Origin of the sequence: Paenibacillus rigui, from assembly GCF_002234615.1 — a bacterium.
Lineage (GTDB): Bacteria > Bacillota > Bacilli > Paenibacillales > NBRC-103111 > Paenibacillus_S > Paenibacillus_S rigui.
Genome location: NZ_NMQW01000008.1, coordinates 287,973 through 309,500, shown reverse-complemented (window position 1 = coordinate 309,500; position 21,528 = coordinate 287,973). Strand labels below are relative to the sequence as shown.

The window sequence follows — 21,528 nt, the reverse complement described above, 5'->3', positions numbered from 1 at the left end:
CCCCTCCACACGTCTTCTATCGTAACATAAATTGCCGCATCCCGCTACAATCGGCGCCGATCTTCACAGGATTGAAAATTGTTCTCACTTTTGCCATTTCAACAGTGACGCACCTGAAGTAAAATGATATAATATAGCCTAATATTAGCTAGCTCAATGGAAGGATGAACAAGAAATGAACCCTCTTGCACAACAGCTGAATGATACGATTGCCAAAGAAAACCCGCATGTTTATGACATGCTGTCCAACCTGGGTAAACAAATTTATTTCCCTAAGGTAGGCATTCTTAGCCAATCTGCTGAAGCCAAGCAAAAAGCCAAAAAGTTTAATGCTACGATCGGAACCGCGCTGGAAAACGGCAAGCCTATGCATCTTAAGGTGATCCAGGACACTCTTTCCGCTTACGATCCGAAAGACATTTACGAGTATGCTCCTCCTGCCGGTAAACCGGAACTTCGTGCTGCTTGGCGTGTGAAGATGCTTGAGGAGAATCCTTCGCTGCAAGGAAAAAGCCTTGGCCTTCCCATCGTAACCAACGCATTGACACATGGCCTTAGCATCGTAGCCGATCTGTTTGCAGATGCAGGTGATGCCGTCATTATTCCGGATAAAAATTGGGAGAACTATGAACTGACGTTCGGCATTCGCCGCGGCGCCGAGATCGTAAACTATCCTTTGTACAATAGCGAACGTCAATTCAACGCGGAAGGCCTCCGGCAAGCGATTCTCGCGCAGCAAAGCAAGGGGAAAGCCATTGTCGTTCTGAACTTCCCGAACAACCCTACCGGTTACACGCCAGGTCCGGAGGAAGGCAAGCAGATCGTCGCGGCGATTAAAGAAGGGGCGGAAGCCGGAATCAATGTTGTTGCCGTTACCGACGATGCTTACTTCGGTCTTTTCTTTGAAGATTCGCTGCAAGAATCGTTGGCAGGTCAATTGACCGATCTTCATCCGCGTGTACTGTCCATCAAAATCGATGGCGCGACCAAAGAAGAATTCGTATGGGGCTTCCGGGTCGGCTTCATTACCTATACCGGACAAAGCGAAGCAACCTTGGCGGCGCTGGAGCAAAAAACGCTGGGAATCATCCGTGCGACGATCTCAAGCGGACCGCATCCTTCCCAAACATTCGTGCTTCATGCATTGAAAGCACCCGAATTCCACGCCCAAAAGCTGGAGAAATTCGAGATCATGAAGGGCCGTGCCAACAAAGTGAAGGATTTGCTGGATCAAGGAAGCTTCGATGCGGCATGGGAATACTATCCTTTCAACTCCGGCTACTTCATGTGCTTGAAGCTGAAAACCGTCGATGCGGAAACGCTTCGTGTTCACCTGCTTGATAAGTACGGCGTCGGCACGATTGCTCTTGGCGATACCGACCTGCGCGTCGCATTCTCTTGCATTGAGGAAGCGAATCTGGAAGAGCTCTTCCAAACCATTTTCCAAGGCGTACAGGATTTGGAGAAGGTCGCTGCACAATAATTAACACATGTTTTGAATAACGAATTGAATCCCTATTCGGAGTGAAGCACACCCCGCGGCAGTCTTACCTGCTGTGGGGTGTTTTATTTTTCTATACCAAGGAGAGAACAAGCCCATGAATCCGAATTTAATAAGATACAGCCAACAGCAATGCAGGCAAGAAAACGATTGGACGCGCTCCGAGCTGCTCTTCCTGGAGCAAGTCTGGGGCCCTGCTTTTCAGTACGATTACCACGGATTGCAAGCCGGTTTTCCATACGAAGTATGTGAAGAATCCCATAAGGCACATCAGGATTGGGTTCAATTCATGTACAACCGCTTCAACCTGAAGCTGCTCATTGAAATTACCGATTGCCCTCTTCTCTCCTCGTCCATCTCACAGGAGGAGCTAAATAAAAGGTGGACAGCACACAACCAGCTTGTCCTCTCGGGTTGGCTCGTCCTCCGGTTTTCTGCGGATCAAGTAGAGAATGAACCGCATCACTGCCAGCGGCAAATCAAGCAGGCCATTGGTCATTGGTGGTCCCAGCAGAGCAAGACGGAGCTTCAGCCGCAGGATGCGGATATTTGGAAGCTGCGCAGGAGCCTATTGATTCAGATGGCCCGGCAGCGAAACGGGATTTTGAAGCCGCGGGATGTAGCTGATGCGTTCCAAATGACCAGCCGTGCCGCCGTCAACTGGCTCAAGCGATTCCAGGCGGAGGGGATTTTTATAGGTGAAGCCTCCAATCATAACCGGTTGACGCGGTATAGGTTAAGCAGCCATGCATGAAGCGATTCCCCCATCCCTGTTAAGAACAAAAAAACCGACGCTCCCCTCATTGGAAGGGAGCCCGGCCGGTCATTGGGTCACGATCAAAATCAATAAATTAAATCAATAAGTTGAACAAATGCGGATTTTTGTTAATCTCCACATACTTGATGCCTTTGGCCGCCATTCGTTCAATCAAAGGCCCATAATCCTCTTTGTTCTTCAGCTCGATGCCAACAAGCGCCGGGCCGTTCTCCTTGCTCGTTTTCTTCGTATATTCAAAGCGGACGATATCATCGTTAGGCCCAAGCACCTCATCCAGAAACTCACGCAGCGCTCCTGCCCGCTGAGGGAACTCGACGGTAAAGTAATGCTTCAATCCCTCGTAAATGAGGGAGCGCTCCTTGATTTCCTGCATCCGGTCGATATCGTTATTTCCGCCGCTGATGATGCAGACTACGTTCTTGCCGGCAATCTGTTCCCGGTAAAAATCTAACGCAGTGATCGTCAGCGCGCCAGCCGGCTCAGCGACGATCGCATTCTCGTTATACAGATCCAAAATCGTCGTACATACTTTGCCCTCAGGCACCACGACGATATCGTCAACGACATCTCGGCAAATCTCATACGTCACCTCACCAACCCGCTTGACGGCCGTACCATCCACGAATTTGTCGATATCCGTCAGAGTCACGATCTCACCTCGATCGAAAGCCTCCCTCATCGAGGGCGCTCCGGTTGATTCGACTCCGATGAACCGGGTTGAGGGGCTGATGCTTTTGATATATGTACCTACACCTGCAGCCAAGCCGCCCCCGCCGATGCCTGCGAATACAAAATCAACGGGATCACGCATATCTGACATGAGCTCCATCCCTACCGTCCCTTGCCCGGCAATAACCTTCAGATGATCGAAGGGATGAATAAATTGCAGGTCCTCCCGCTCGCTGTACCGCAGCGCTTCGTTCAACGAATCATCGAAGGTATCTCCGATGAGAATGACTTCAATGAATGATCCTCCGAACAGCTTCACCTGCGAAATTTTTTGGCGCGGCGTGGTCGTAGGCATAAAAATTTTCCCTTGTACGCCTAGCGCTTTACAGGAATAAGCCATCCCTTGGGCATGGTTGCCCGCGCTTGCGCACACGACACCCCGAAGGAGCCTCTCCTCCGGCAGGCTGCGCATCAAATTGTAAGCTCCGCGGATTTTAAAGGAACGCACCACCTGCAAATCTTCCCGTTTCAAGTAGACGTTGCAATTATATTTCTCCGACAAAATAAAGTTTTTTTGCAAAGGCGTGTGATGTACGACATCCTTCAGAACATGACTGGCGACAAGGATATCTTCAAGCTTGATGGATGAATGGGTCATAGCTTCCTCCGGTTGTTAAGTAATTTTATTATTATACACCTTTGGAAACGTCTGTCCAGTGAATTTTCTGAAAATTTACTAATTGCGCCGAAGCAGCTCCATCTTCTTAATCGTAGACGATTGGAGGCTTGCCTTACTCACAATTTCCCGGAAGGAAAGGGAAAAAAACGCCGGCTCTGAGGGGCCTACAACACCAACTGCGGATGTAACCGGGACCCCGGAGACGATAAACGGCTCGCTCAGCCTCCGAACCAGGCTTTGTACATCCTCCTCCGCTTGCAGCGTAACAATAACAAATTCATCCCCGGCATACCTGCAGAAAAAATCCTGGGAGGTCGACAAGGCTCGAATCCGTTCCGCAAAGCCTCTGATCACATCATCTCCGACAGGATGTCCGTAAACCTTGTTGATTTTACCGAAATTATTCATATCTACAAAAAGTAAATGGAAGGGCTGCCGGTTGTCCAGCATCTCCTCCCCAATGCTTTGAATGTAACCTGAACGAAACATGCCCGTTAACGGGTCCAAAAGCTCGCTCAACCGGACACGGATCGCATCTCGCGTAATGATCCCGACGACTTGTTCGCTTTCCCTGATAAGCAGCCGTTCAATGCCGTGGCGTTCCATCACCTGCAGTGCATCCCAGCCGTAGCTGTCTGTAGAGACAGTAATCGGCTCAGGGGTCATCGCATCCGCAACAATCCGGTTCGGGTGTGCTTTTCTGGCATCACGTGATGTAATGATTCCTGTAATTTCCGAGTGGTCCATAACCGCCAGTGACCCGATTCTAAGCTCTTCCATGAGCTCTGCCGCAAACTGGACACTTTTGTTAGAGGAAACCGTTCGGAGCGGCGAAGACATGATCTCCTTCACCTTCACAGCAATTCCACCTCCCGCTGCACCGATACTTCGATTTTGAGCTCGGATCGAATGACCATCGTATCATTGATCAAACGTTCTGCCTCCTCCAATACAATATTGATTAAAACCTCCTTCTCCAGCATCTGCAGCAGAGAATTACGGATTAAGACCGCTTCCACCTTAGGATGATCGATCTTAATAACGGTAAATTGCTCGGGCGATAGGGCCTCAGCCATCCGTCTCACTGCCTCCGGTCCAATAGGAGCCTTACGTCCGATAACAAGCAGATCCTGCATGGGAGGCACTTCAAACTCCGACATTTTTAAGGAAAGGGTTGCTTTTCTTGAGAACACTTTCTTGGCATTCATATAAAAACTCCTTTATTTCAATTCATTGCCATTCCGAATGACGTTTATTAATGAGGAGCAAGTCCTGGAATCGCGATTCCATCCATTTGCTGTTCACGGCCACGCGCCACTCCTCGAAATTCAAATTCATTTTGAATTCATGAATGTCTTTATCCCAAATAATAACCTGGGCTTCTGCCAGCTCTACCAGCTCAGCCTTAATTTTGGTTGATGAAATTCCGCAAAGCTCAAAGTCCTGCAGCTTAGGAATAATAGCAGACGACTTATCCAGCTCAAAGGATAATAAGGAGATGAAATGAATGATGGTACGCTGTCGCTTGGTGAAATCTCTGCGAAACACTTCAAATTAGAGATCAATCTTGACAGGCCGTAAGGACAAGGTGTCCGCTCCTCCCAAATTGGAATCAAGGTTACCGTACAAGGGGCTCTACAAACAACTTCCCATTTTGGGAAGTATGCTCATTAAAATAGTTCCTTGGAGTTCCATCTGCTCCAGATCGTCTAATGTCGGATGATGTAAAAGGTGATCCGGCAGGCTCAAAAACTGCTTCACATACATTTCATCAAATTGAATACCCGCTTGGGCCAGCAGCTCTGCCTTGGCCTCTTCCAGCGACATCCCTTTTTTATACGGACGGTCTGACAGCATGGCATCGAACGCATCAATAATAGAGCACATCCGGGCAAGCTTCGGTATATTTGTACCTTGAAGTCCCTGAGGGTAGCCAAGCCCATCCCAGCGTTCATGATGATACATGACAATGTCCAGTATGTTGGGATTCTTAATCTCTTCAATGGACAGCAAAGTTACCCCCAGCTCCGGATGCATCCTCATCAGGGTCCATTCTTCCCGATCCAGCTTGGAGGTCTTTTGCAAAATGTTCGTATCAATCAAAATTTTCCCGATATCGTGGATGAAGCATCCCGCGACAAAGGCTTCACGCTCCTCATACTCAAGCAGCTCCAGCTGGGAAGTCCAGCAATGGGCAAGTGTCCCTACCCGTAAAACGTGCTCATAGGTTTCCTTGTCTTTGTCCAGCAGCCTATCCAAAATAGGATGCACAGCATCTTTCACTTCATCAACACCCCTCTCGTCAGACGATTTCGTAATTAGGAAATATCACTTCCTAGTAGCGGCGATTTGTACCTCGTGTCGAAAAGAAATGCAAAAAATTGAATACTTAGTCCTATTGATTCCTATTCATTCTAATATATTTGTATAATTTTGTCACTAAAATCAAGAATTTGTCGTTTTTATAATACAGTGCATTCGAGTGCATAATAATTAAAGCTTGACGATTTATAAGCTAATATACTATAGTAAACCCATCGGAATTGACTTGACTGACGAGTCAGTTAAGAAGAAAGGAGTTTATGAATCTGGCAACATTATCGAATGAAGAACAGCAGCGGGAGCAGATATTAATGAAAGCGGCTTTGGAATTGTTCGCCCGCAAAGGATATCACAATACGAAAATTTCAGACGTTGTGAAGGCTTCCGGCGTATCCCAAGGCACGTTTTACTGGTATTTCGAAAGTAAGGAGCAGCTTGCTATCCGTCTCATCGACAACGGCAAAGCAAAGCTGACTCAAGTGATTGAGCAGGGGTATCGTAAGCATGCGGGAACGGTTGACGATATGATTAGCTCCTCTGCCAGATTGTTGACGGATTTATTCGAATTCGGTCATCAGAATCGAGATTTAATGGCATTTTTACTTATTAAGGGTCAAGGCGCGGATCCGACAGTACGCGAGGCCGTATCGCAAACCTGGATTAGCTTCGAGGACGCGTTTAAGAAAAATGTGAACCGGGCCATTGAGCTGGAAATGATTCCTAAGTTGGCCGATGTCGCTCTTCGTGTCAACATTCTCGTTTCCTTAATTACAGGAGTTTTGACCAAGTGGTTATTCGGGCCTATGCAGGATGTGGATTACCATTCCCCGTATACCCCATCCCAAATTGCTGAAGAAACGGCAAGGTTCGAATTCCGGGGATTGCTTGGCTAACCATAAATAAAAATCGACTAAGGGGTGCATCAAAATGAAATTTCAGGTTAAACCATTATTAAAAACCGTCTCGCTGCTTGCTATCGTTGGACTTGCCTTGGCGGGATGCGGAAAGGCAGCGGACAAGCAGCCGGCAGCCAATCCGGCGACTGACAACAAAAACACAGCCGCGGTGACCCCTGCTTCCGGCAATCTGCTGGAGCAAATTAAGAAAAACGGCAAAATCAAAGTGGGCTTGATGGGAACTTACGCCCCCTACAACTTCTTGAACGATAAAAAAGAAGTTGACGGCTATGACGCTGACATTGCAAAAACCGTGGCACAAAAGCTGGGTGTACAAGCTGAATTCATTACCGGGGAATTCTCGGGATTGATTGAAGGTTTGCAAAAAGAGAAATACGACGTGCTGATCAGCCAGGTAACCATTACGGAAGATCGCAAGAAGACAATGGATTTCTCTATTCCTTACATCAAGAACTCGGTTAATGTCGTCGTGAAAGGCGATAACAACACAATCAAGGCAATTGAGGATTTCAAAGGCAAGAAGATCGGTGTCGGTCTTGGCACGAATGACGAGAAATATTTGCGCGAAACTGCAATGCCGAAAGTCGGCAATTTTGAAATCGCCACGTACAACGATGTCATCACCTCTCTCACAGATTTGAACGTTGGAAGAATTGATGCGACCATCAACAACATGTTTGCCCTGAAGCCGCTGATTGAGAAAAACAAATTGAACTTAAAAGCGGTAGGCGCACCGATCAAGGAAGACTTCGCAGGTGTCGCTACCCGTAAAAATAATCCGGAGCTGGTGGAAGCCATCAACAAAGCGTTGAATGAGATGAAAACCGATGGAACACTGAAGCAAATTCATCAGAAATGGTTTGGTGTGGATCCGAGCTTTTAAGTAATCATGCCTTGGGAGGCCGCAATTCATGGAACTCGTCTTAGAAAATCTGGGCTTTCTTTTTACAGGCGCATACTATACCCTGCTGATCACCATCGTCTCGATGTTCTTCGGATTTATCATCGCACTGCTGGTCGCCATTGCCCGGCTTAAAGGTAATTGGCTGATTAGCAATGCGGCTAGAGGCTATGTTTCCATCATCCGCGGTACGCCGATTATTGTGCAAATCTTCATCATTTATTACGGTTTACCCGATTACGGTATTACCCTAGGGCCGCTCACAGCGGCCTATATTTCGCTTAGTATCAATATTGGAGCCTATTTATCCGAGACATTCCGGGGGGCGATCCTGTCGGTGCCGAAGGGCCAAACGGAAGCCGCTCTATCTCTCGGGCTGTCTCCTTGGCAGACGATGCGCAAGATTATACTTCCCCAGGCGGCAAGAGTGGCGATTCCCCCTATGGGGAATACGTTTATCGGTATGCTGAAAGAGACTTCACTCGTTTCGATCGTGACGGTAACCGAGCTGCTGCGCTCCGCCCAGCTGCTTATTGCGCAATATTATGTCGCCATGCCTTTTTACATTGCCATCGCTCTCATGTATTGGATTATGAGCATGTTCTTCTCCAACATTCTTGACCGCATCGAGAAAAAATTATCAAAGGCTTATTAAGGGTGTGAGTGGGTTTGATAGAAGTTGCAAATCTTAGTAAACGTTTCGATACTTTGACGGTGCTGAAGGATATCAACCTCAGCGTTCGTGCCAAGGAAATTGTCGTTCTCTTAGGTCCCAGCGGCTCAGGGAAAAGCACTCTGCTTCGCTGCCTGAACGGGCTTGAGGAGGCAGATGCAGGATCGATTCGTGTTGGCAGCGTCCTGCTGGACTCCTCCATGACGGGCTCGGCAAAGAAGAACGCGATCCGTGCGCTTCGCGGCTTGACCGGGATGGTGTTTCAATCATTTAACTTGTTCCCCCACTTGACTGCACTGGAAAATGTGATCACGGCTCCTGTAACAGTGAAAAATATGCCTAAGCCGCAGGCCATCGAGCTGGCCGAGTCGCTGTTGAGTAAAGTAGGACTTGCAGAGAAAAAGCACGAATATCCTTCCCGGCTGTCGGGAGGACAGCAGCAGAGGGTTGCCATTGCACGCGCTCTGGCAATGCAGCCTCAGATAATGCTGTTCGATGAGCCGACATCGGCACTGGATCCGGAATTGACCGGCGAGGTGCTGTTGGTCATGAGGCAGCTGGCCGAGGAAGGGATGACGATGATTGTCGTCACGCATGAGATGAAATTCGCTCAAGAGGTGGCGAATCGGGTCATTTTTATGAGCGAAGGCATCATTCAAGAGGAAGGAGCCCCTGAGCATTTTTTTGCCCAGCCCCAAACGGAGCGGGCACGCAAATTTTTGCGGCAGATGGCTCACGAGTCCGAATAAAGCCGGAGATAGGTCAACCTAATCCGAAGGAGTTGAGATTGTGGTTCATGTAGATCAGGAGCATTTTAGAACGATTACCGAGCGTGCCCGGTTGATCATGGAGAACGAACAGATCGATGCTCTCATTGCCTCCAGCTGTGAAAACTTTTATTATTTATCCGGCCACCAAAGCGCATTCATGTACACGCTGCGTATGAGTGATGTGGCGCTTGCTGTCCTGTTCCGGGACCCCAGCCGTAAAACGGTCTTGATCATGAATGATTTTGAAGCGGCAGGCGTAGCAAACAGCCCTCATCTGGAAATCCGGACTTATCCGACCTGGGTAGATGTAGACGATCCCTTGGGTCTCATCGGCGGGAAATTCGAAGGAAAACGGCCGGTCTCTCCACAAGCAGAGGAAATGTTCAAGGTGCTGCAGCAGCTCCTCGCTGAACATGGTGCTGCCCAGGGAAGAATCTCTGTCGAGCTAAGTGCCATGCGGCACCCTTCCATCATTGCACTGCAGCAGTCCTGTCCCGGCATAGCCCAGCTGGTGGAAGCCGGCCCTCTGTTCACAAAGCTGCGTGCGATAAAAACCCCATGGGAGATCGCCCAGCTGCGCAAGGCATGCACTTATGCGGAGGACGGCATTGTTTCCGCAGTAACTGAAATCAAGGAAGGCAGCTCCGCGGCAGAAATTGTGGAAGCCTTCCGCAGAGGATTAATGAAATATAGTGACGGCTCCAACGCCCGCTTTCATATGGTTTCTGTCGGGGCTCAATTTGCCCCTGTACAAGTATTTGATACACGTCCCAGTCAACGGGGAGATTTGATCAAATTTGATGTTGGTGTCGATGTTGCCGGCTATGGCTCCGATATTGCCCGTACCTTCGTGTTGGGTCCACCGACGGACTTAATGAAGCGCATCTATGGCGCGCTCAAGCTTGGCCATGACCGCCTGCTGCAAATGATCGAGCCAGGAATGCCAATGCAGACGGCCTTTCAAGAGGCGATGAATCTTATTCGCTCCTCGGGCTTGGCCAATTACAATCGCGGCCATCTCGGCCACAGCGCGGGCTTAAGCCTTGCCGCAGAGGAAGGCCCCTTCCTCGCTCCTTCGGAGACAACCGTTTTTCAGCCGGGAATGGTCATTTGCTTGGAAACGCCCTATTATGGCTACGGCTTGGGCTCAATGATGATTGAGGATATGGTTCTCATTACAGAGAACGGATGCGAGAGGCTGAACCGGTTAACCCGGGATCTGGTTTCGATCGAATAAGGATAAACAGCTTCGCCATCTTACCAGATGGCATGCGTTTGTCAAGGTAGACGCATGTTGTGTAACTTATATATCTACAAAATAAAACCCGTCTTCCGGCCAAGCTGCGTGAGCCTGGCTGAAAGACGGGTTTCGTGTATTCTAACCTTTTTCTGTTATATCTTATTAGCGAATCACAATGGTGTGAACCACTTGGTCTTTTCCTCTCAGCTCGATCGAACGATTGGCCGTCAAATCAGACTGGCTGCCGCATTCAAAAGTCAAATCTGAAGTCGTTGTCACGTTGTACACGGCTGTTTGCACAGTACCGCTGCTCAAGGTTTGGTTGATAGAGATCGTGTTGATTCTGCCACCGGAATTGCGAGTCAACGAATTGAAGGTTCCCAGAACTGTAAAGTTTATTTCCTTCGCTGCCATCGTCGTCACTTCCACGAAATACACTTTACCGTCAGAAATACGCACGGTTGCCACGTCGCCGTTTTTCAACTCGGATGCACTGACATTCGTTAAGCCGTTACGAATAATCGTTACGTTGGAAGCCAATGCATAGCTGTACGATTGCCCGTCCTTCGTAAACGTCAGTGTGTTATTGTTTACCGCGGCAGTGATTGTCGCTCCTGTGAAGTCTTTTTGCTGGTCTACGACCGGTGTCGTTACTTCCACATAATAAGCTTTGCCGCCCGAAGTGCGGACCGTCACAATGTCGCCGTTTTTGAGCGAAGATGCACTTGCATTCGTAACACCGTCACGAACAATTGTTGCATTGGAGGCCAGCTCATAGCTGAACGATTGGCCGTCCTTTGTAAAGGTGATGACGTTATTGTTCACTGCAGATGTCAGTGTAGCTCCGGTGAAATCTTTTTGCTGCTGTCCGCCATTGACCAGCGTTGTTACTTCTACATAGTAGGCTTTACCATTATAAGTGCGAACTGTGACCACATCGCCGCTTTGCAGCGCGGATGCACTCACTTTGGAGCCGTCACGGAAAATAAAGGCGTTGGCATCCAGCTCGATGCTGTAAGATTGACCATCCTTCGTCAAAGTCAATGTGTTATTGGTTACGGCAGAAGACAAGGTCGCGCCGCTGAAGGATGCATTATCCGGAAGCTGGTTGCCTGTGCGATCCAGCAATGCAGCCAGCTCGGCACGAGTGACAGGACGGTTCGGACGGAACGTGTTGTCCTCATAGCCGTCAACCAGATGCTTCTCAATCGCTTCCTCGACATAACCGACGGAGCCTGCCGGGATTTTGTCCGCGTCCTTGAAGGTCAGCTTCGTATTCATTTTCGTTTTCGCTTCATCCTGAAGCTTCATCGCTTTAATCAGCAGCGTCGTCGCCCACAGACGGTCCGCTTCCTTCTCCGGCTGTACCGAATCGTCAGATTCCTCGAACAGGTCGTTTTGAAGCGCTACCGCAACATACCCGACAGCCCATGGATACTTGGATTTAATTTTATCCGCATCTTTGAAGTTCAAGTTAGACTGCTTCGCTTCAGCCGATTCCGCTTGATCCTTCAGGCCCATCAGACGAACCGCCGCCGTGATGGCCTCGATGCGAGTAATCGTTTTGCGAGGCTGGAACGTACCGTCCTCGTAACCTTCAAATACGCCTTTGGACGCCAGGCTTGCAATGTATCTCATGGCCCATTCCACATCGGAGCCTTTTACATCGTCAAAAGTCAGTTTAATATTTATGTTAATGTCTTTGCTGTTATCATCGCTCTTAATGTTCCATACGTTGCGGGTGCTGTCCCACACTTTGTTGCTATCCCAAGATTTTTTGTTGTTCCATTTCAAGTTAGCTTTGTCTTTCCCTTTGCCATCGGCAAACGCAGCCGTTCCTCCCCCAAATACCATAGCCATTGTCAGGCCCGTAGCCATAACCTTTTTAAACGTATTATTCATCGTCATTCTCCTTTTTAAATAGATACGATAGTATTGGTGAAGCATCTCCTAGGATTTACTAAACGTTTCGCCGGGCCCGGATCGTTTGTGGGGGTCTTTTGAACAAGCCTCAAAAATGTTATTCTACTAAGGTGTGTGGTGCCACGTCACGTCGCCATCACACGAAGCTCGTGAAACCGCAGAGCTGGAAAGGAGCCATCGGAATGAAACGGAAAGGAAAGCAGCTGTCGATCGGCATAGCCATCTTTACTTTAGTCGCATTGGCCGCGGTGTACAGCATATTTTTTTACGGAAAAGGAGCAGCTCCCGGGGAGCAGCAGGCGACCCCATCGGCAGGCGATGCCAAAACCGGCGAACTGGTGAAAAAACAAGCGCCGGAGCCTGAAATCCCTAGCGAGAAAGTCGATGTCGTCGTCTTCGGCAGTGAACTGGAAGGGCTGTATTTGGCAAGAGCCGCGGCAGACGAAGGCTTGAAGGTGAAGGTCCTCGATCCCCGTGAAGCGTTTGGAGGACAAGTGCTGCAGGGTGAAATGCTGTTCCTGGATGAAACCCGGGATGATAAATACCAGCTGCTTGTACAAGGACGGGCCAAAGAGCTGTTCGACGGCTTCCGCAGCGGAAAAATTCGCAAGCTGCCGGAGTTCACCTCCTATTTTGATAAGCTGAAAAAGGATATTCCCGTCGAATCCGGCATCCAAATCCAAGAGGTCAAGCAAATTCCAGGGCAATTCGGCCCCCATGCCATCGAATCCGTCAACTACATAGATAAAGCAGGCACCAAGAAAAAAATCAAGGCAGGCTACTGGGTCGACAATACGGATTATGCCGCGTTGCTCAGTAAGCTCGACGTAAAACGGATGCCGGGCCTGGAGCAATTTTATGGTCAAAAGAACATCGAATATATGAGTGCCGGCTTCATGATGAAGTTCAAAAATGTGGATTGGGCGAAATTTAACGCCTCGTTCAACAGCCTGACCCCACAGCAGCGCAGCGCCAAATACGGCGGCGGGTCGGTCAATGAGAGCTTTGCGATCGGGTTAAGCGGCATGACCTCGGCTTACAAGCCGAGCAGCGACAGGCTTTTCCTGCGGGGGCTGAACGCGGTGAACCAGCGGGACGGCGAAGTCATTATCAATGCCTTCCTGGTCTACACGGTGGATCCTTCCGACGATAAATCGGTAGCTGAGGCTATGGAGCTTGGAAAGAAGGAAATGCCGCTCATTCTGAACCATTTCCGTAAAAATATCGTCGGCTGGGAGCACGCGGAGCTTAACGGGTTCCCGAGCTATTTGTACATCCGTGAGTACAACCATTATGAGAGCGATTATGTGCTGAAGCCGTCGGATATGCTCGGCGCCAAAATGTTCTGGGACAACGTCAGTATCGCCGGCTACCCGCTTGATCTTCAAGGCACCAGCGCCAACAAGTGGGGAATCGAAATGGGCCGTCCGGATAAATACGGGATGCCGTTGCGGAGCTTTTTGCTCAAAAATTACGATAACGTCATTATGGCAGGCAAAAATGTCGGCGCCTCTGCTATCGCCTTCGGCAGCGCTCGTATTCAGCCGAATACGAGTCTGGCGGCAGAGACGATCGGCATTCTGATGGGACAGCTGCAGGGCAAGAAAAAACTGAAGGAGCTGCAGGAAGCGGATATGCCGAAGCTGGACAGCTACCTGCAGACCAAGTACAAAATCAAGCTGACCGGTGTAACCGGCAACAACAAAATCGCCGGCTGGACCGCGGACGAAATCGCCAAGCTCGATACCGGCGAAATTACGTACCCGTCCTATGTAAAAACAAGAAAAAAATAAAGCCTGGCAGGCAAATAGGCAAGCCCCTTCCCTTTGACCGCGCGTCGATTCATCGGGCGAGGGGCTTTTATTCGGTAAAGTTTTTATGATAATCATTTTGTACCTGTTGAAATTGTCTTTTATTGCATATACTGTGCGTATTCTAATCGAACGGAGTGATGTTTGTATGAGAGTTCATGTTCAAGCAAATCAAGTAAAAATGAAATTATACGATAACGGGAGGATATATGAACGATATTACGCAACCCATTTATACACTCGAGGCGCTGGGCTTTAAGCCCTTTTGGGCGGAGCAGCAGAAGGAAGGTTATGGTTCCGGTCGCATTGCTTTGGAGCATAAGCACATGTACCGGATTTATTCGGAGGACGGCGAATGGCTGGGTGAGCTGTCAGGGAAATTCCGGCATGAGGCGGCTGTGCGCGAGGATTACCCCGCTGTCGGCGACTGGGTCTGGATGACCAAGCTGCCGGGAGAGAACAAGGCCATCATCCACGGTGTGTACCCTAGGCTGAGCAAGTTTTCCCGCAAAGCGGCGGGAAATACCGTAGAGGAGCAGATCGTCGCGACCAATATCGACCGCGTCTTTCTCGTCATGGCCTTGAATCTGGACTTCAATGTCCGGCGGCTTGAAAGGTATCTACTCATTGCCTACGAGAGCGGCGCCCAACCCGAAATCGTGCTGACCAAAAAAGATTTGTGCGGTGACGTGGCAAGCCGTATCGCCGAAGTCGAGGCCATCGCCTTCGGCGTGCCGGTACACGCCGTGAACAGCCTGACCGATGATGGCGTGGAGCCCATCGTTCAGTCCTTGGCCGCGGGCGAGACGATCGCCCTGCTCGGCAGCTCGGGAGCCGGGAAATCGACGCTGCTGAACCGGCTGTACGGTGAGGAGCGGCAAAGAACGGGCGGCGTCCGCGAAGGCGACGACCGGGGCAAGCATACGACGACGCACCGCGAGCTCGTCGTCCTGCCCGGCGGTGCGCTGGTCATCGACACGCCGGGCATGCGTGAGCTGCAGCTGTGGGAAGGCAGCGACGCGATGAGCACAGCGTTCGCGGACATCGACGAGCTCGCCCTGCGCTGCCGCTTCGCCGACTGCAGCCACGACAGCGAGCCCGGCTGCGCCATCCAGGCCGCGCTGGCCGACGGGACGCTGCAGGCGAACCGCTACGCGAGCTTCCTCAAGCTGCAGCGCGAAGCGGCCTACGCCAAGCGGCGAACCGATGCAGCCGCGGCCCGCGTCGAGAAGGAGCGATGGAAGAAGATTCACAAGCAGCAGCGCGAGCGCGGCAACCGGTAAGGGAGCCCGCCGCCGCGCATGCGGATAACGGCTCCCAAAGCACGGCCAAGCCGCAGCAAGGAGCGCACCTGCGACATTTTATTGCAAAAAAGCCTAATCCCCTCTTCGCTACTTCGGGATTAGGCTTTCTTTTTTTACTAGCGCAGCTTTAAGGCGAGCTTCACCTCATGGTTCTCAAATGCAATCCCCCGCACGCCAGCCGGCTTGGGTAAATAATCATTAAGCGGAATTTGCAGCGGCTTCAGCTGGAACCATTCGACAGGTATTCCCGCCTGCCTGATCTGCGTCCCTGTGTGTACCGCTGTAAGGTAAGGCTCATGCCACTGCATGGTAAAATACAGCTTCGCTCCTACCTCCCATTGCTGCTTGTACAGCAGGTTTACATCGGCAATCCATCGGTCTCCCTCAAGCGAGAACCGGGCACCGGTTATCCGCACTCCCTCCTGAACCTCCGCATGCGCTGCCAAAGCCTTCTTCAGCAGGCTATTGACCTCAGACTCGTTCAGAGTCACTTCCAGCTTGCGGTTAGCCAGTATTTCCGTCAATTTGCTGCGCACCGGCAGCTCCGAGTAGGCCAGATCCAACGCCTGCGTCGGACGGGCATACCAATAGGCGGCGGCTGCCAGCAAGGCGACCACAACAGCCAAAGACAATACCGAACGAAAAAGCTTCCCCATTTCCCTAACCCCTCCCGGGTCAAAGAGCTCCGGCGAGAAAAGCCCGCCGCATGGCGGGCTTCTACTCCCAAGGCTGTGCTTCCAAAGTCAGTCGGCTTATACCACACACTTCTCCAAAACGCTTCGCCCTCTTCGCTGCTGTTTCACCGCGCTTTTACGTTGTAGGCTTATTTTGCTGCTTCTCCTTCAACCAACGAGGCGCCCCTTTATTTTTGCGTTCCTTCGTACGTACCCGGTCATTTTTGCGTTTGTTCGCCGGCGCAGCGGCAGACGGCTGCTTCACTGGCGCGGCACCGTTGGAAGCCTCGGCTGGGGCTGAACTCTTCACCGGACGCGCCGGCTCAGCGGAAATACGTGCCTTGGCTGCCTCAAGCTTCGGTGGCGCCGGCTTGTCGGCAGGCTTCGGTTCCGCCGTACCTGGACTGCTTCGGCGGGCCGGTTCTACGCGGGCACGACGCTGCTCATCCCATTTGCGCTCCTGCCCCGGCTCAACGGCTTTGCCGTAAGACAGCTCTCTTTCCTGAATATCGATGCCAAGGGTTTTGGAAAACTTGTTAATGATGAACCGTTCCTTCGGCGTAATGATCGATATCGCGGTTCCCCGCTTGCCCATTCGGCCGGTTCTGCCGACGCGGTGAACGTAATGATCAGCGTCGATCGGCGGATCGAGATTGATCACCTGTGTCACATGCGGAATATCCAGTCCGCGCGCGGCAATATCTGTTGCCAGCAAAAGCTGGAACTTCCCTGCACGGAACTGCTGCATGACTTTGGCCCGCTCCTGCTTGCCCGCCTCGCCGTACAACGATTCGATGGATAATCCGGCGTACTGCAGCTTGTTTACAACCTCCGCCACGTCATCCGTTTCATTGACAAAGACAATAGCCGCAGGAGGATTGTATAAACGGACAATTCTGCGCAGGGTATCTATTTTATCCCGCTCATCGCATACGAAAAACAGATGCTCCAGCGTCTGTGAAGTACGGTGCTCCGGGTTCACCTGCACATAAACCGGATCGCGCATCCAGCGGTCAATGACCGCCTGAACCGGCTGCGGCATCGTTGCGGAGAAGAACAGCACCTGACGGTCGCGCATCATGCTTTTCAAAATCGCCTCGACTTCCTGCATGGAGCCCAGCTCGAACACCTGATCGACCTCGTCTACGACGACCGTACGGACATGATGAAAGCTCAGCTTGCGAATCTTCAGCAGCTCCATAATCCGTCCGGGTGTCCCGACAACCAGATGAGGACGAAGCTTCAATCGATCGATTTGCCTGCTGATCGCCGCACCTCCGATCAAGGACTGGACACGAATACCGGTCCCCTCCGTTAATTGCTCCAGGGTTTGTACAATCTGCATGCCCAGCTCTCTTGTAGGCACCAGCACAACCCCTTGTATGTCTTTGGCGGTCTTGTCTATTTTATGTAGTAACGGCAGTGAATAGGCCAATGTTTTGCCTGAACCTGTCTGTGATTGCGCAACAACATCCTTACCCTCCATCGCAACGGGAATAGCTTCAGCCTGGATAGCTGAGGGCGATTCAATATTCAATTCGCGAAGCCGGCGCACATAAAAATCATCAATAGGTAAAGAAGTAAAATGGCTGTTCAACCTAGAAACGCCTCCTTTCATAACTGCATCATACCAATGCAAAGACAGAACATCAAGCGCTGCCTCCCGCTTCCTGTTTCTTGGCTATCCAGCGGAATACCGCATCGAGCGCCCGCTCGTCATCCTCCTTCGGAAACCGGTGCTCCAGCCCGTCGTACAGCTCCATTGCATAATCTTTGCCGAGTCGCTCCAAGCCCTCCGCCAGCTTGCGTGCATGACCGACGCCGACCTGCGGATCCGCGGTACCGTGTACAATGAAAACCGGGGAATTCACCTGCTCCAGCCAATATACAGGGGAGCGGGCCTCATACGCTTCCGGCTGCTTGCGGGGGTGACCGACTACTCTTTTGAGCATCCTCCGCAGATCGACCCGTTCCTCATACGTATCGAACAAATCGCTTACGCCGCCCCATACGACGACAGGGCCCGCCAGCTCGCAATCCTTGGCTGCCTGCAGTGCCATCAAGGCCCCGCGTGAAAAACCGATGAGCGGCACAGGACCCGGCTCCACCTCAGGGAGCGACTGCATCAGTGTGATGGCATGGTACACATCATGGCGGTCTTCACCGCCGAAATCCTCGCGCCCCTCGCCCCCTTCATTGCCACGGTAAAATGGCGCGAATACCGCATATCCCCTTTGGGCCATCGACAGGATGCGCCGTTTGCGCACCATGCCTACTTTGCGGATGCCCCCGCGGCAGTATATAAGTCCCGGGCTTTGCGGCTTTCCTTCGGGTACGGCCAAGTATCCTTTAACCTTTAACCCCTCGCTCCAATAAGTGAGCCGGTACAGTAAAATTCCTTTCCGCAAGCTGTTCAGCGTCTCCCGCTCCAGTAAAGCACCGTTCGGCGCTGCCGACACTGCCATCACAGGATCGGTCAGGCTGCTGCGCTCCTGCAATCGCTCTGTATCCCTGTGCTTCACAGCTTCCCCCCTTTCTTCCTCTTAAGATGAAACAGACCCGTCCTTCCTGATGCAGCCGGCAAAGGAACGCCCCTCTTTTGACACGTGCCCCGTCGTACGCTAGACTGATTATTATTATGTTCTGAAAGGTGGAGCTTCTTTCTATGGGCAATCCGTTTGCTACTGAATTTGAATCCCTGGTCGAGAAATTTGCCGAGCTGCTGACCGGCGATGCTTCTCCCGAGATGGTTGAGAAAATCAAGATCTGGTCGATCTACAATCATATCCATAAAACGATGCCGGCCTTGGCCAGCCACTGGAATCAGTCCCATCCTGAGGGCAAAGCTGCGATTCGTTCCTTATACGAGGAGGTTCGCGAATTGAACCTTGCTCTGAAAGCCCGCAACAAGGACGATGCAGCCGGCAAAGAGGAATAGCCTCTGTTCCTCAGTATGATTCCCGGCACAGCCGAATTATTTTTTATTGAGCATACCGGAGGCGACTTTGTCGAAAAACCGCGGGAACAGCTGAAACATTTTCACCCCTAAGCCCGCTACAAAAGGCATGTCCACCTCCGGTATTCGCTTCTCAATGGCGTGCAGCACCTTAGAGGCCACCCGTTCCGGCTTTAGCATAAACCACTTCACATTTTTCACATAATTGCCGGAAGGATCGGCCTTATCAAAGAAGGGCGTATCAATCGGCCCGGGATTGATTGCGCTCAAATAGACGCCGGTCCCGACCAGCTCCTGGCGCAAGCAGTTCGTGAAACCGAGAACAGCATGCTTCGTTGCCGTATAGCCTGATGACTTCGCCGACCCGATCTTGCCCGCCATCGAGGCAATATTTACGATATGACCGCTGCCCGCCTTCAGCATATGAGGCAGTACGGCTTTCGTGCACCGCACGGTCCCCATGTAGTTTACGTCCATCATATTGTCTATTTCTTCGAGGGATGCCGTGACGAACGCATCGAACACCCCGTAGCCCGCATTATTGATCAATATATCAATCCGGCCGTAGCGTTCAATCACCCGACCCATCACCTCCATCACCTGCCCGGTCGAGGTAACGTCCAGCGTGTACTTGCCGTATTCACTACTGCCAAGCGTGGCTGCCACCGCGTCCAGCTTTTCCTCCGAGCGCGCCATGAGTACCGGTACGGCGCCCCGGGCTGCAAGCTGCTGCGCCATGATCGCTCCGATTCCACTGGACGCCCCTGTGATGACAGCAATTTTACCCTTCCACATGATCATAACCTCCCTCTATATAGATGCAGATAAGTTATTGTAGCACGATTGCACATGAAAAAACCTCTATCCAGGTCTGCACAAGACCGACCGCGGTAAGAGGCTGCTTTTATCGCCAATAGGAATGCTGCGCTTATCTATTTAAAAAAAGTGGTCCGCTCCCTGCACAGGAAGACGTCCCACTCTCCATTTACATCATTAATACTTGAATATCCAGTTCGCCGATGCCATCCATGATCAGAGGAATGGTTAGAGCTTTCTTCGGTAAAAATCCGGCCGAGTTCGCGGAATGCAGCAGCTTCGGCGGTGTAATATCCACCTTAACCCCTTGATTGAACAGCATCGTACTCGCATTGCCGCTGATCATGTTGCCGAGCTCCGAGATAGCGCTCTTGCTCATGTCGTCCATTTCCGTAATCGTAAATCCGCCCATCATAGCCGAAACCATTTTCAACGCTACATCCTCATGCAGCCCGAAAACGACATCCCCTTGCATTTGTCCGGTCATTCCGATCTGAATCCATATGTACTTTTCTACGAACTTGACGTCTTTGATCCCAAGCTGCCCCGTGGAAGGCCGTATATTTGCGACTTGCTCAATGACAATTCTGGCAGACTCCAAAAAAGGATTAATATATTCAGCCTTCATGAGTTCCGGTCTCCTTTGCGGCAAAATCATTCCGTGTCCATAGGTCTCTATTCCCTATCATTATACCTAATCTTGTCCGATAAGTATACAACTTTTGACACCATCCGCGGGAAAACAACCTGGGACCCCGGGCTTTTCTGGGGAAGACACGGCTCACATTCGCATATCCATCCGATTGCCTGAGCTGTATTTTTTCAAGCCTGCGTAAAAAAACAGCGTTCCCCCGACAGCCAGCAGAAGAGCTGCACCAAGCGCTTGCCCCAAAAAGAAGGGATCGACCGAGCGCAGCAAGCCGATGGGCAAATAGCTTATAAAGCCGGCAGGGATGATCGTAAACAATATCAGCTTCCCCCACCCGCTGAATATTCCCGTCGGATAAGTCGAGAAGGCAAGAAGCCCGTTGAACAGCTGCTGGCTGATCCCTTCGGCATTCCCCATAAAAAACGCCAGCGATCCCGCGATGACGACGAAGAACAGGAAGATGAGCATCGCGATGCCAAGCGCCAGTCCGAATTTGAGTATGCCCACGAAAGACCGGTCTCCGAATACCCCATACAGCATAAGCGCAAATAACACATCGCCAATCGCAGAAACAGACATTCGGCTGACCAGCATATGAAGAAGCACCGGTTTCGGTTGAGACAATATGATGTCGAGCTGCCCGTTCGCAATGAGCGGTGCAAGGCGGTAGGCATTGCCGAACAGCACCGCAGACAGCCCGAATCCTCCTGCGCTGACAGCCCACATCATCATGACATCCTGGAACGACCAGCCGTTGACGACCTGAAATCTGTCGAAATACAAAACCCAGAACAGAATCCATACGATATTATTAATCACCATCATCCCGGCCGTCATCAGAAAGCTCAGCCGAAACTCCATCGCGCCTGCCAGATTGAGCTTCCAGCAGCTCCATACGAACGCAAGAATGCCGGTACATCGGTGCATCATTCTCATCTTGCTCCC

General features: G+C 51.0%; 22 protein-coding genes. 10 read left to right on the top strand and 12 right to left on the bottom strand.

Features of this window, described 5'->3' with window-relative positions:
• Positions 1 to 175: 175 nt before the first annotated feature.
• Together CF651_RS06660 and CF651_RS06655 are read left to right on the top strand one after the other, a co-directional pair.
• Positions 176 to 1,483 (top strand): aminotransferase class I/II-fold pyridoxal phosphate-dependent enzyme, encoded by a 1,308-nt coding sequence (locus CF651_RS06660; protein ID WP_094014055.1) that lies wholly within the window; start codon positions 176 to 178, stop codon positions 1,481 to 1,483.
• A 115-nt stretch (positions 1,484 to 1,598) separates the two neighbouring features.
• Positions 1,599 to 2,255 (top strand): hypothetical protein, encoded by a 657-nt coding sequence (locus CF651_RS06655; protein WP_094014054.1) that lies wholly within the window; start codon positions 1,599 to 1,601, stop codon positions 2,253 to 2,255.
• 97 nt (positions 2,256 to 2,352) lie between these two features.
• Here the strand turns inward: CF651_RS06655 and ilvA are convergent, their stop codons facing one another.
• From ilvA to CF651_RS06630, 5 genes are all read right to left on the bottom strand, one after another.
• Entirely contained in the window at positions 2,353 to 3,606 is a 1,254-nt protein-coding gene (gene ilvA / locus CF651_RS06650) for a threonine ammonia-lyase IlvA (protein ID WP_094014053.1), read from the bottom strand.
• 78 nt (positions 3,607 to 3,684) lie between these two features.
• On the bottom strand, positions 3,685 to 4,485 hold the full coding sequence (locus CF651_RS06645) for a GGDEF domain-containing protein (RefSeq protein ID WP_094014052.1): 801 nt from the start codon (positions 4,483 to 4,485) through the stop codon (positions 3,685 to 3,687).
• Positions 4,482 to 4,835 (bottom strand): hypothetical protein, encoded by a 354-nt coding sequence (locus CF651_RS06640; protein WP_094014051.1) that lies wholly within the window; start codon positions 4,833 to 4,835, stop codon positions 4,482 to 4,484. The genes CF651_RS06645 and CF651_RS06640 overlap by 4 nt, the downstream gene beginning before the upstream one ends.
• A gap of 22 nt (positions 4,836 to 4,857) precedes the next feature.
• Positions 4,858 to 5,175, bottom strand: a complete 318-nt coding sequence (locus CF651_RS06635) for a replication protein (protein ID WP_094014050.1) — start codon at positions 5,173 to 5,175, stop codon at positions 4,858 to 4,860.
• Between the two features lie 87 nt (positions 5,176 to 5,262).
• Entirely contained in the window at positions 5,263 to 5,910 is a 648-nt protein-coding gene (locus tag CF651_RS06630; protein WP_094014049.1) for an HD-GYP domain-containing protein, read from the bottom strand.
• A 350-nt stretch (positions 5,911 to 6,260) separates the two neighbouring features.
• Between CF651_RS06630 and CF651_RS06625 the strand changes: the two genes are divergently transcribed.
• The 5 genes from CF651_RS06625 to CF651_RS06605 are packed head-to-tail and all read left to right on the top strand — an operon-like array spanning position 6,261 to position 10,447.
• Entirely contained in the window at positions 6,261 to 6,842 is a 582-nt protein-coding gene (locus CF651_RS06625) for a TetR/AcrR family transcriptional regulator (RefSeq protein ID WP_094014129.1), read from the top strand.
• Between the two features lie 34 nt (positions 6,843 to 6,876).
• Positions 6,877 to 7,749 carry a transporter substrate-binding domain-containing protein gene (locus CF651_RS06620; RefSeq protein ID WP_094014048.1) on the top strand — a complete coding sequence of 291 codons (873 nt, stop codon included), beginning with the start codon at positions 6,877 to 6,879 and terminating at the stop codon, positions 7,747 to 7,749.
• A 28-nt stretch (positions 7,750 to 7,777) separates the two neighbouring features.
• Positions 7,778 to 8,422, top strand: coding sequence for an amino acid ABC transporter permease (locus CF651_RS06615; RefSeq protein WP_094014047.1), 645 nt, complete (start codon positions 7,778 to 7,780; stop codon positions 8,420 to 8,422).
• Positions 8,423 to 8,436: 14 nt separating this feature from the next.
• Positions 8,437 to 9,189, top strand: coding sequence for an amino acid ABC transporter ATP-binding protein (locus CF651_RS06610; protein WP_094014046.1), 753 nt, complete (start codon positions 8,437 to 8,439; stop codon positions 9,187 to 9,189).
• Between the two features lie 40 nt (positions 9,190 to 9,229).
• Positions 9,230 to 10,447, top strand: coding sequence for a M24 family metallopeptidase (locus CF651_RS06605; RefSeq protein ID WP_094014045.1), 1,218 nt, complete (start codon positions 9,230 to 9,232; stop codon positions 10,445 to 10,447).
• 165 nt (positions 10,448 to 10,612) lie between these two features.
• Here the strand turns inward: CF651_RS06605 and CF651_RS06600 are convergent, their stop codons facing one another.
• On the bottom strand, positions 10,613 to 12,352 hold the full coding sequence (locus CF651_RS06600; RefSeq protein ID WP_094014044.1) for an S-layer homology domain-containing protein: 1,740 nt from the start codon (positions 12,350 to 12,352) through the stop codon (positions 10,613 to 10,615).
• A 203-nt stretch (positions 12,353 to 12,555) separates the two neighbouring features.
• Between CF651_RS06600 and CF651_RS06595 the strand changes: the two genes are divergently transcribed.
• Positions 12,556 to 14,166: an FAD-dependent oxidoreductase gene (locus tag CF651_RS06595; RefSeq protein ID WP_094014043.1), complete on the top strand. Its 1,611-nt coding sequence runs from the start codon at positions 12,556 to 12,558 to the stop codon at positions 14,164 to 14,166.
• A 227-nt stretch (positions 14,167 to 14,393) separates the two neighbouring features.
• On the top strand, positions 14,394 to 15,467 hold the full coding sequence (gene rsgA, locus CF651_RS06590) for a ribosome small subunit-dependent GTPase A (protein ID WP_094014042.1): 1,074 nt from the start codon (positions 14,394 to 14,396) through the stop codon (positions 15,465 to 15,467).
• 137 nt (positions 15,468 to 15,604) lie between these two features.
• On the opposite strand, the gene CF651_RS06585 is transcribed toward rsgA, so the two are convergent.
• The 3 genes from CF651_RS06585 to CF651_RS06575 form a co-directional block, all read right to left on the bottom strand.
• A complete protein-coding gene (locus tag CF651_RS06585; protein WP_094014041.1) occupies positions 15,605 to 16,144 on the bottom strand; it encodes a hypothetical protein in 540 nt (179 codons plus the stop codon).
• A 154-nt stretch (positions 16,145 to 16,298) separates the two neighbouring features.
• Positions 16,299 to 17,759 carry a DEAD/DEAH box helicase gene (locus tag CF651_RS06580; RefSeq protein ID WP_245855744.1) on the bottom strand — a complete coding sequence of 487 codons (1,461 nt, stop codon included), beginning with the start codon at positions 17,757 to 17,759 and terminating at the stop codon, positions 16,299 to 16,301.
• A gap of 52 nt (positions 17,760 to 17,811) precedes the next feature.
• Complete coding sequence (locus CF651_RS06575) at positions 17,812 to 18,627, bottom strand: alpha/beta hydrolase family protein (RefSeq protein ID WP_094014127.1); 816 nt, start codon at positions 18,625 to 18,627, stop codon at positions 17,812 to 17,814.
• 200 nt (positions 18,628 to 18,827) lie between these two features.
• Here CF651_RS06575 and CF651_RS06570 point away from each other — a divergent pair, with 200 nt between their 5' ends.
• Positions 18,828 to 19,100: a DUF2573 family protein gene (locus CF651_RS06570; RefSeq protein WP_094014040.1), complete on the top strand. Its 273-nt coding sequence runs from the start codon at positions 18,828 to 18,830 to the stop codon at positions 19,098 to 19,100.
• Positions 19,101 to 19,136: 36 nt separating this feature from the next.
• Here CF651_RS06570 and CF651_RS06565 read toward each other — a convergent pair whose 3' ends face one another.
• The 3 genes from CF651_RS06565 to CF651_RS06555 all read right to left on the bottom strand — a co-directional run bounded on the left by CF651_RS06565 (position 19,137) and on the right by CF651_RS06555 (position 21,519).
• Positions 19,137 to 19,913, bottom strand: a complete 777-nt coding sequence (locus tag CF651_RS06565) for an SDR family NAD(P)-dependent oxidoreductase (protein WP_425436218.1) — start codon at positions 19,911 to 19,913, stop codon at positions 19,137 to 19,139.
• Between the two features lie 190 nt (positions 19,914 to 20,103).
• Positions 20,104 to 20,562, bottom strand: coding sequence for a chemotaxis protein CheX (locus CF651_RS06560; protein ID WP_094014039.1), 459 nt, complete (start codon positions 20,560 to 20,562; stop codon positions 20,104 to 20,106).
• A gap of 153 nt (positions 20,563 to 20,715) precedes the next feature.
• Complete coding sequence (locus tag CF651_RS06555) at positions 20,716 to 21,519, bottom strand: ABC transporter permease (RefSeq protein WP_245855742.1); 804 nt, start codon at positions 21,517 to 21,519, stop codon at positions 20,716 to 20,718.
• Positions 21,520 to 21,528: the final 9 nt, after the last annotated feature.

Excerpts from the sequence above, each read along its gene's own strand:
- CF651_RS06660 (WP_094014055.1), top strand. The coding sequence starts at position 176 with ATGAACCCTCTTGCACAACAGCTGAATGATACGATTGCCAAAGAAAAC.
- CF651_RS06655 (WP_094014054.1), top strand. The coding sequence starts at position 1,599 with ATGAATCCGAATTTAATAAGATACAGCCAACAGCAATGCAGGCAAGAA.
- ilvA (WP_094014053.1), bottom strand. The coding sequence starts at position 3,606 with ATGACCCATTCATCCATCAAGCTTGAAGATATCCTTGTCGCCAGTCAT.
- CF651_RS06640 (WP_094014051.1), bottom strand. The coding sequence starts at position 4,835 with ATGAATGCCAAGAAAGTGTTCTCAAGAAAAGCAACCCTTTCCTTAAAA.
- CF651_RS06625 (WP_094014129.1), top strand. The coding sequence starts at position 6,261 with ATGAAAGCGGCTTTGGAATTGTTCGCCCGCAAAGGATATCACAATACG.
- CF651_RS06620 (WP_094014048.1), top strand. The coding sequence starts at position 6,877 with ATGAAATTTCAGGTTAAACCATTATTAAAAACCGTCTCGCTGCTTGCT.
- CF651_RS06615 (WP_094014047.1), top strand. The coding sequence starts at position 7,778 with ATGGAACTCGTCTTAGAAAATCTGGGCTTTCTTTTTACAGGCGCATAC.
- CF651_RS06600 (WP_094014044.1), bottom strand. The coding sequence starts at position 12,352 with ATGAATAATACGTTTAAAAAGGTTATGGCTACGGGCCTGACAATGGCT.
- CF651_RS06595 (WP_094014043.1), top strand. The coding sequence starts at position 12,556 with ATGAAACGGAAAGGAAAGCAGCTGTCGATCGGCATAGCCATCTTTACT.
- rsgA (WP_094014042.1), top strand. The coding sequence starts at position 14,394 with ATGAACGATATTACGCAACCCATTTATACACTCGAGGCGCTGGGCTTT.
- CF651_RS06585 (WP_094014041.1), bottom strand. The coding sequence starts at position 16,144 with ATGGGGAAGCTTTTTCGTTCGGTATTGTCTTTGGCTGTTGTGGTCGCC.
- CF651_RS06575 (WP_094014127.1), bottom strand. The coding sequence starts at position 18,627 with ATGGCAGTGTCGGCAGCGCCGAACGGTGCTTTACTGGAGCGGGAGACG.
- CF651_RS06570 (WP_094014040.1), top strand. The coding sequence starts at position 18,828 with ATGGGCAATCCGTTTGCTACTGAATTTGAATCCCTGGTCGAGAAATTT.
- CF651_RS06565 (WP_425436218.1), bottom strand. The coding sequence starts at position 19,913 with ATGTGGAAGGGTAAAATTGCTGTCATCACAGGGGCGTCCAGTGGAATC.
- CF651_RS06560 (WP_094014039.1), bottom strand. The coding sequence starts at position 20,562 with ATGAAGGCTGAATATATTAATCCTTTTTTGGAGTCTGCCAGAATTGTC.
- CF651_RS06555 (WP_245855742.1), bottom strand. The coding sequence starts at position 21,519 with ATGAGAATGATGCACCGATGTACCGGCATTCTTGCGTTCGTATGGAGC.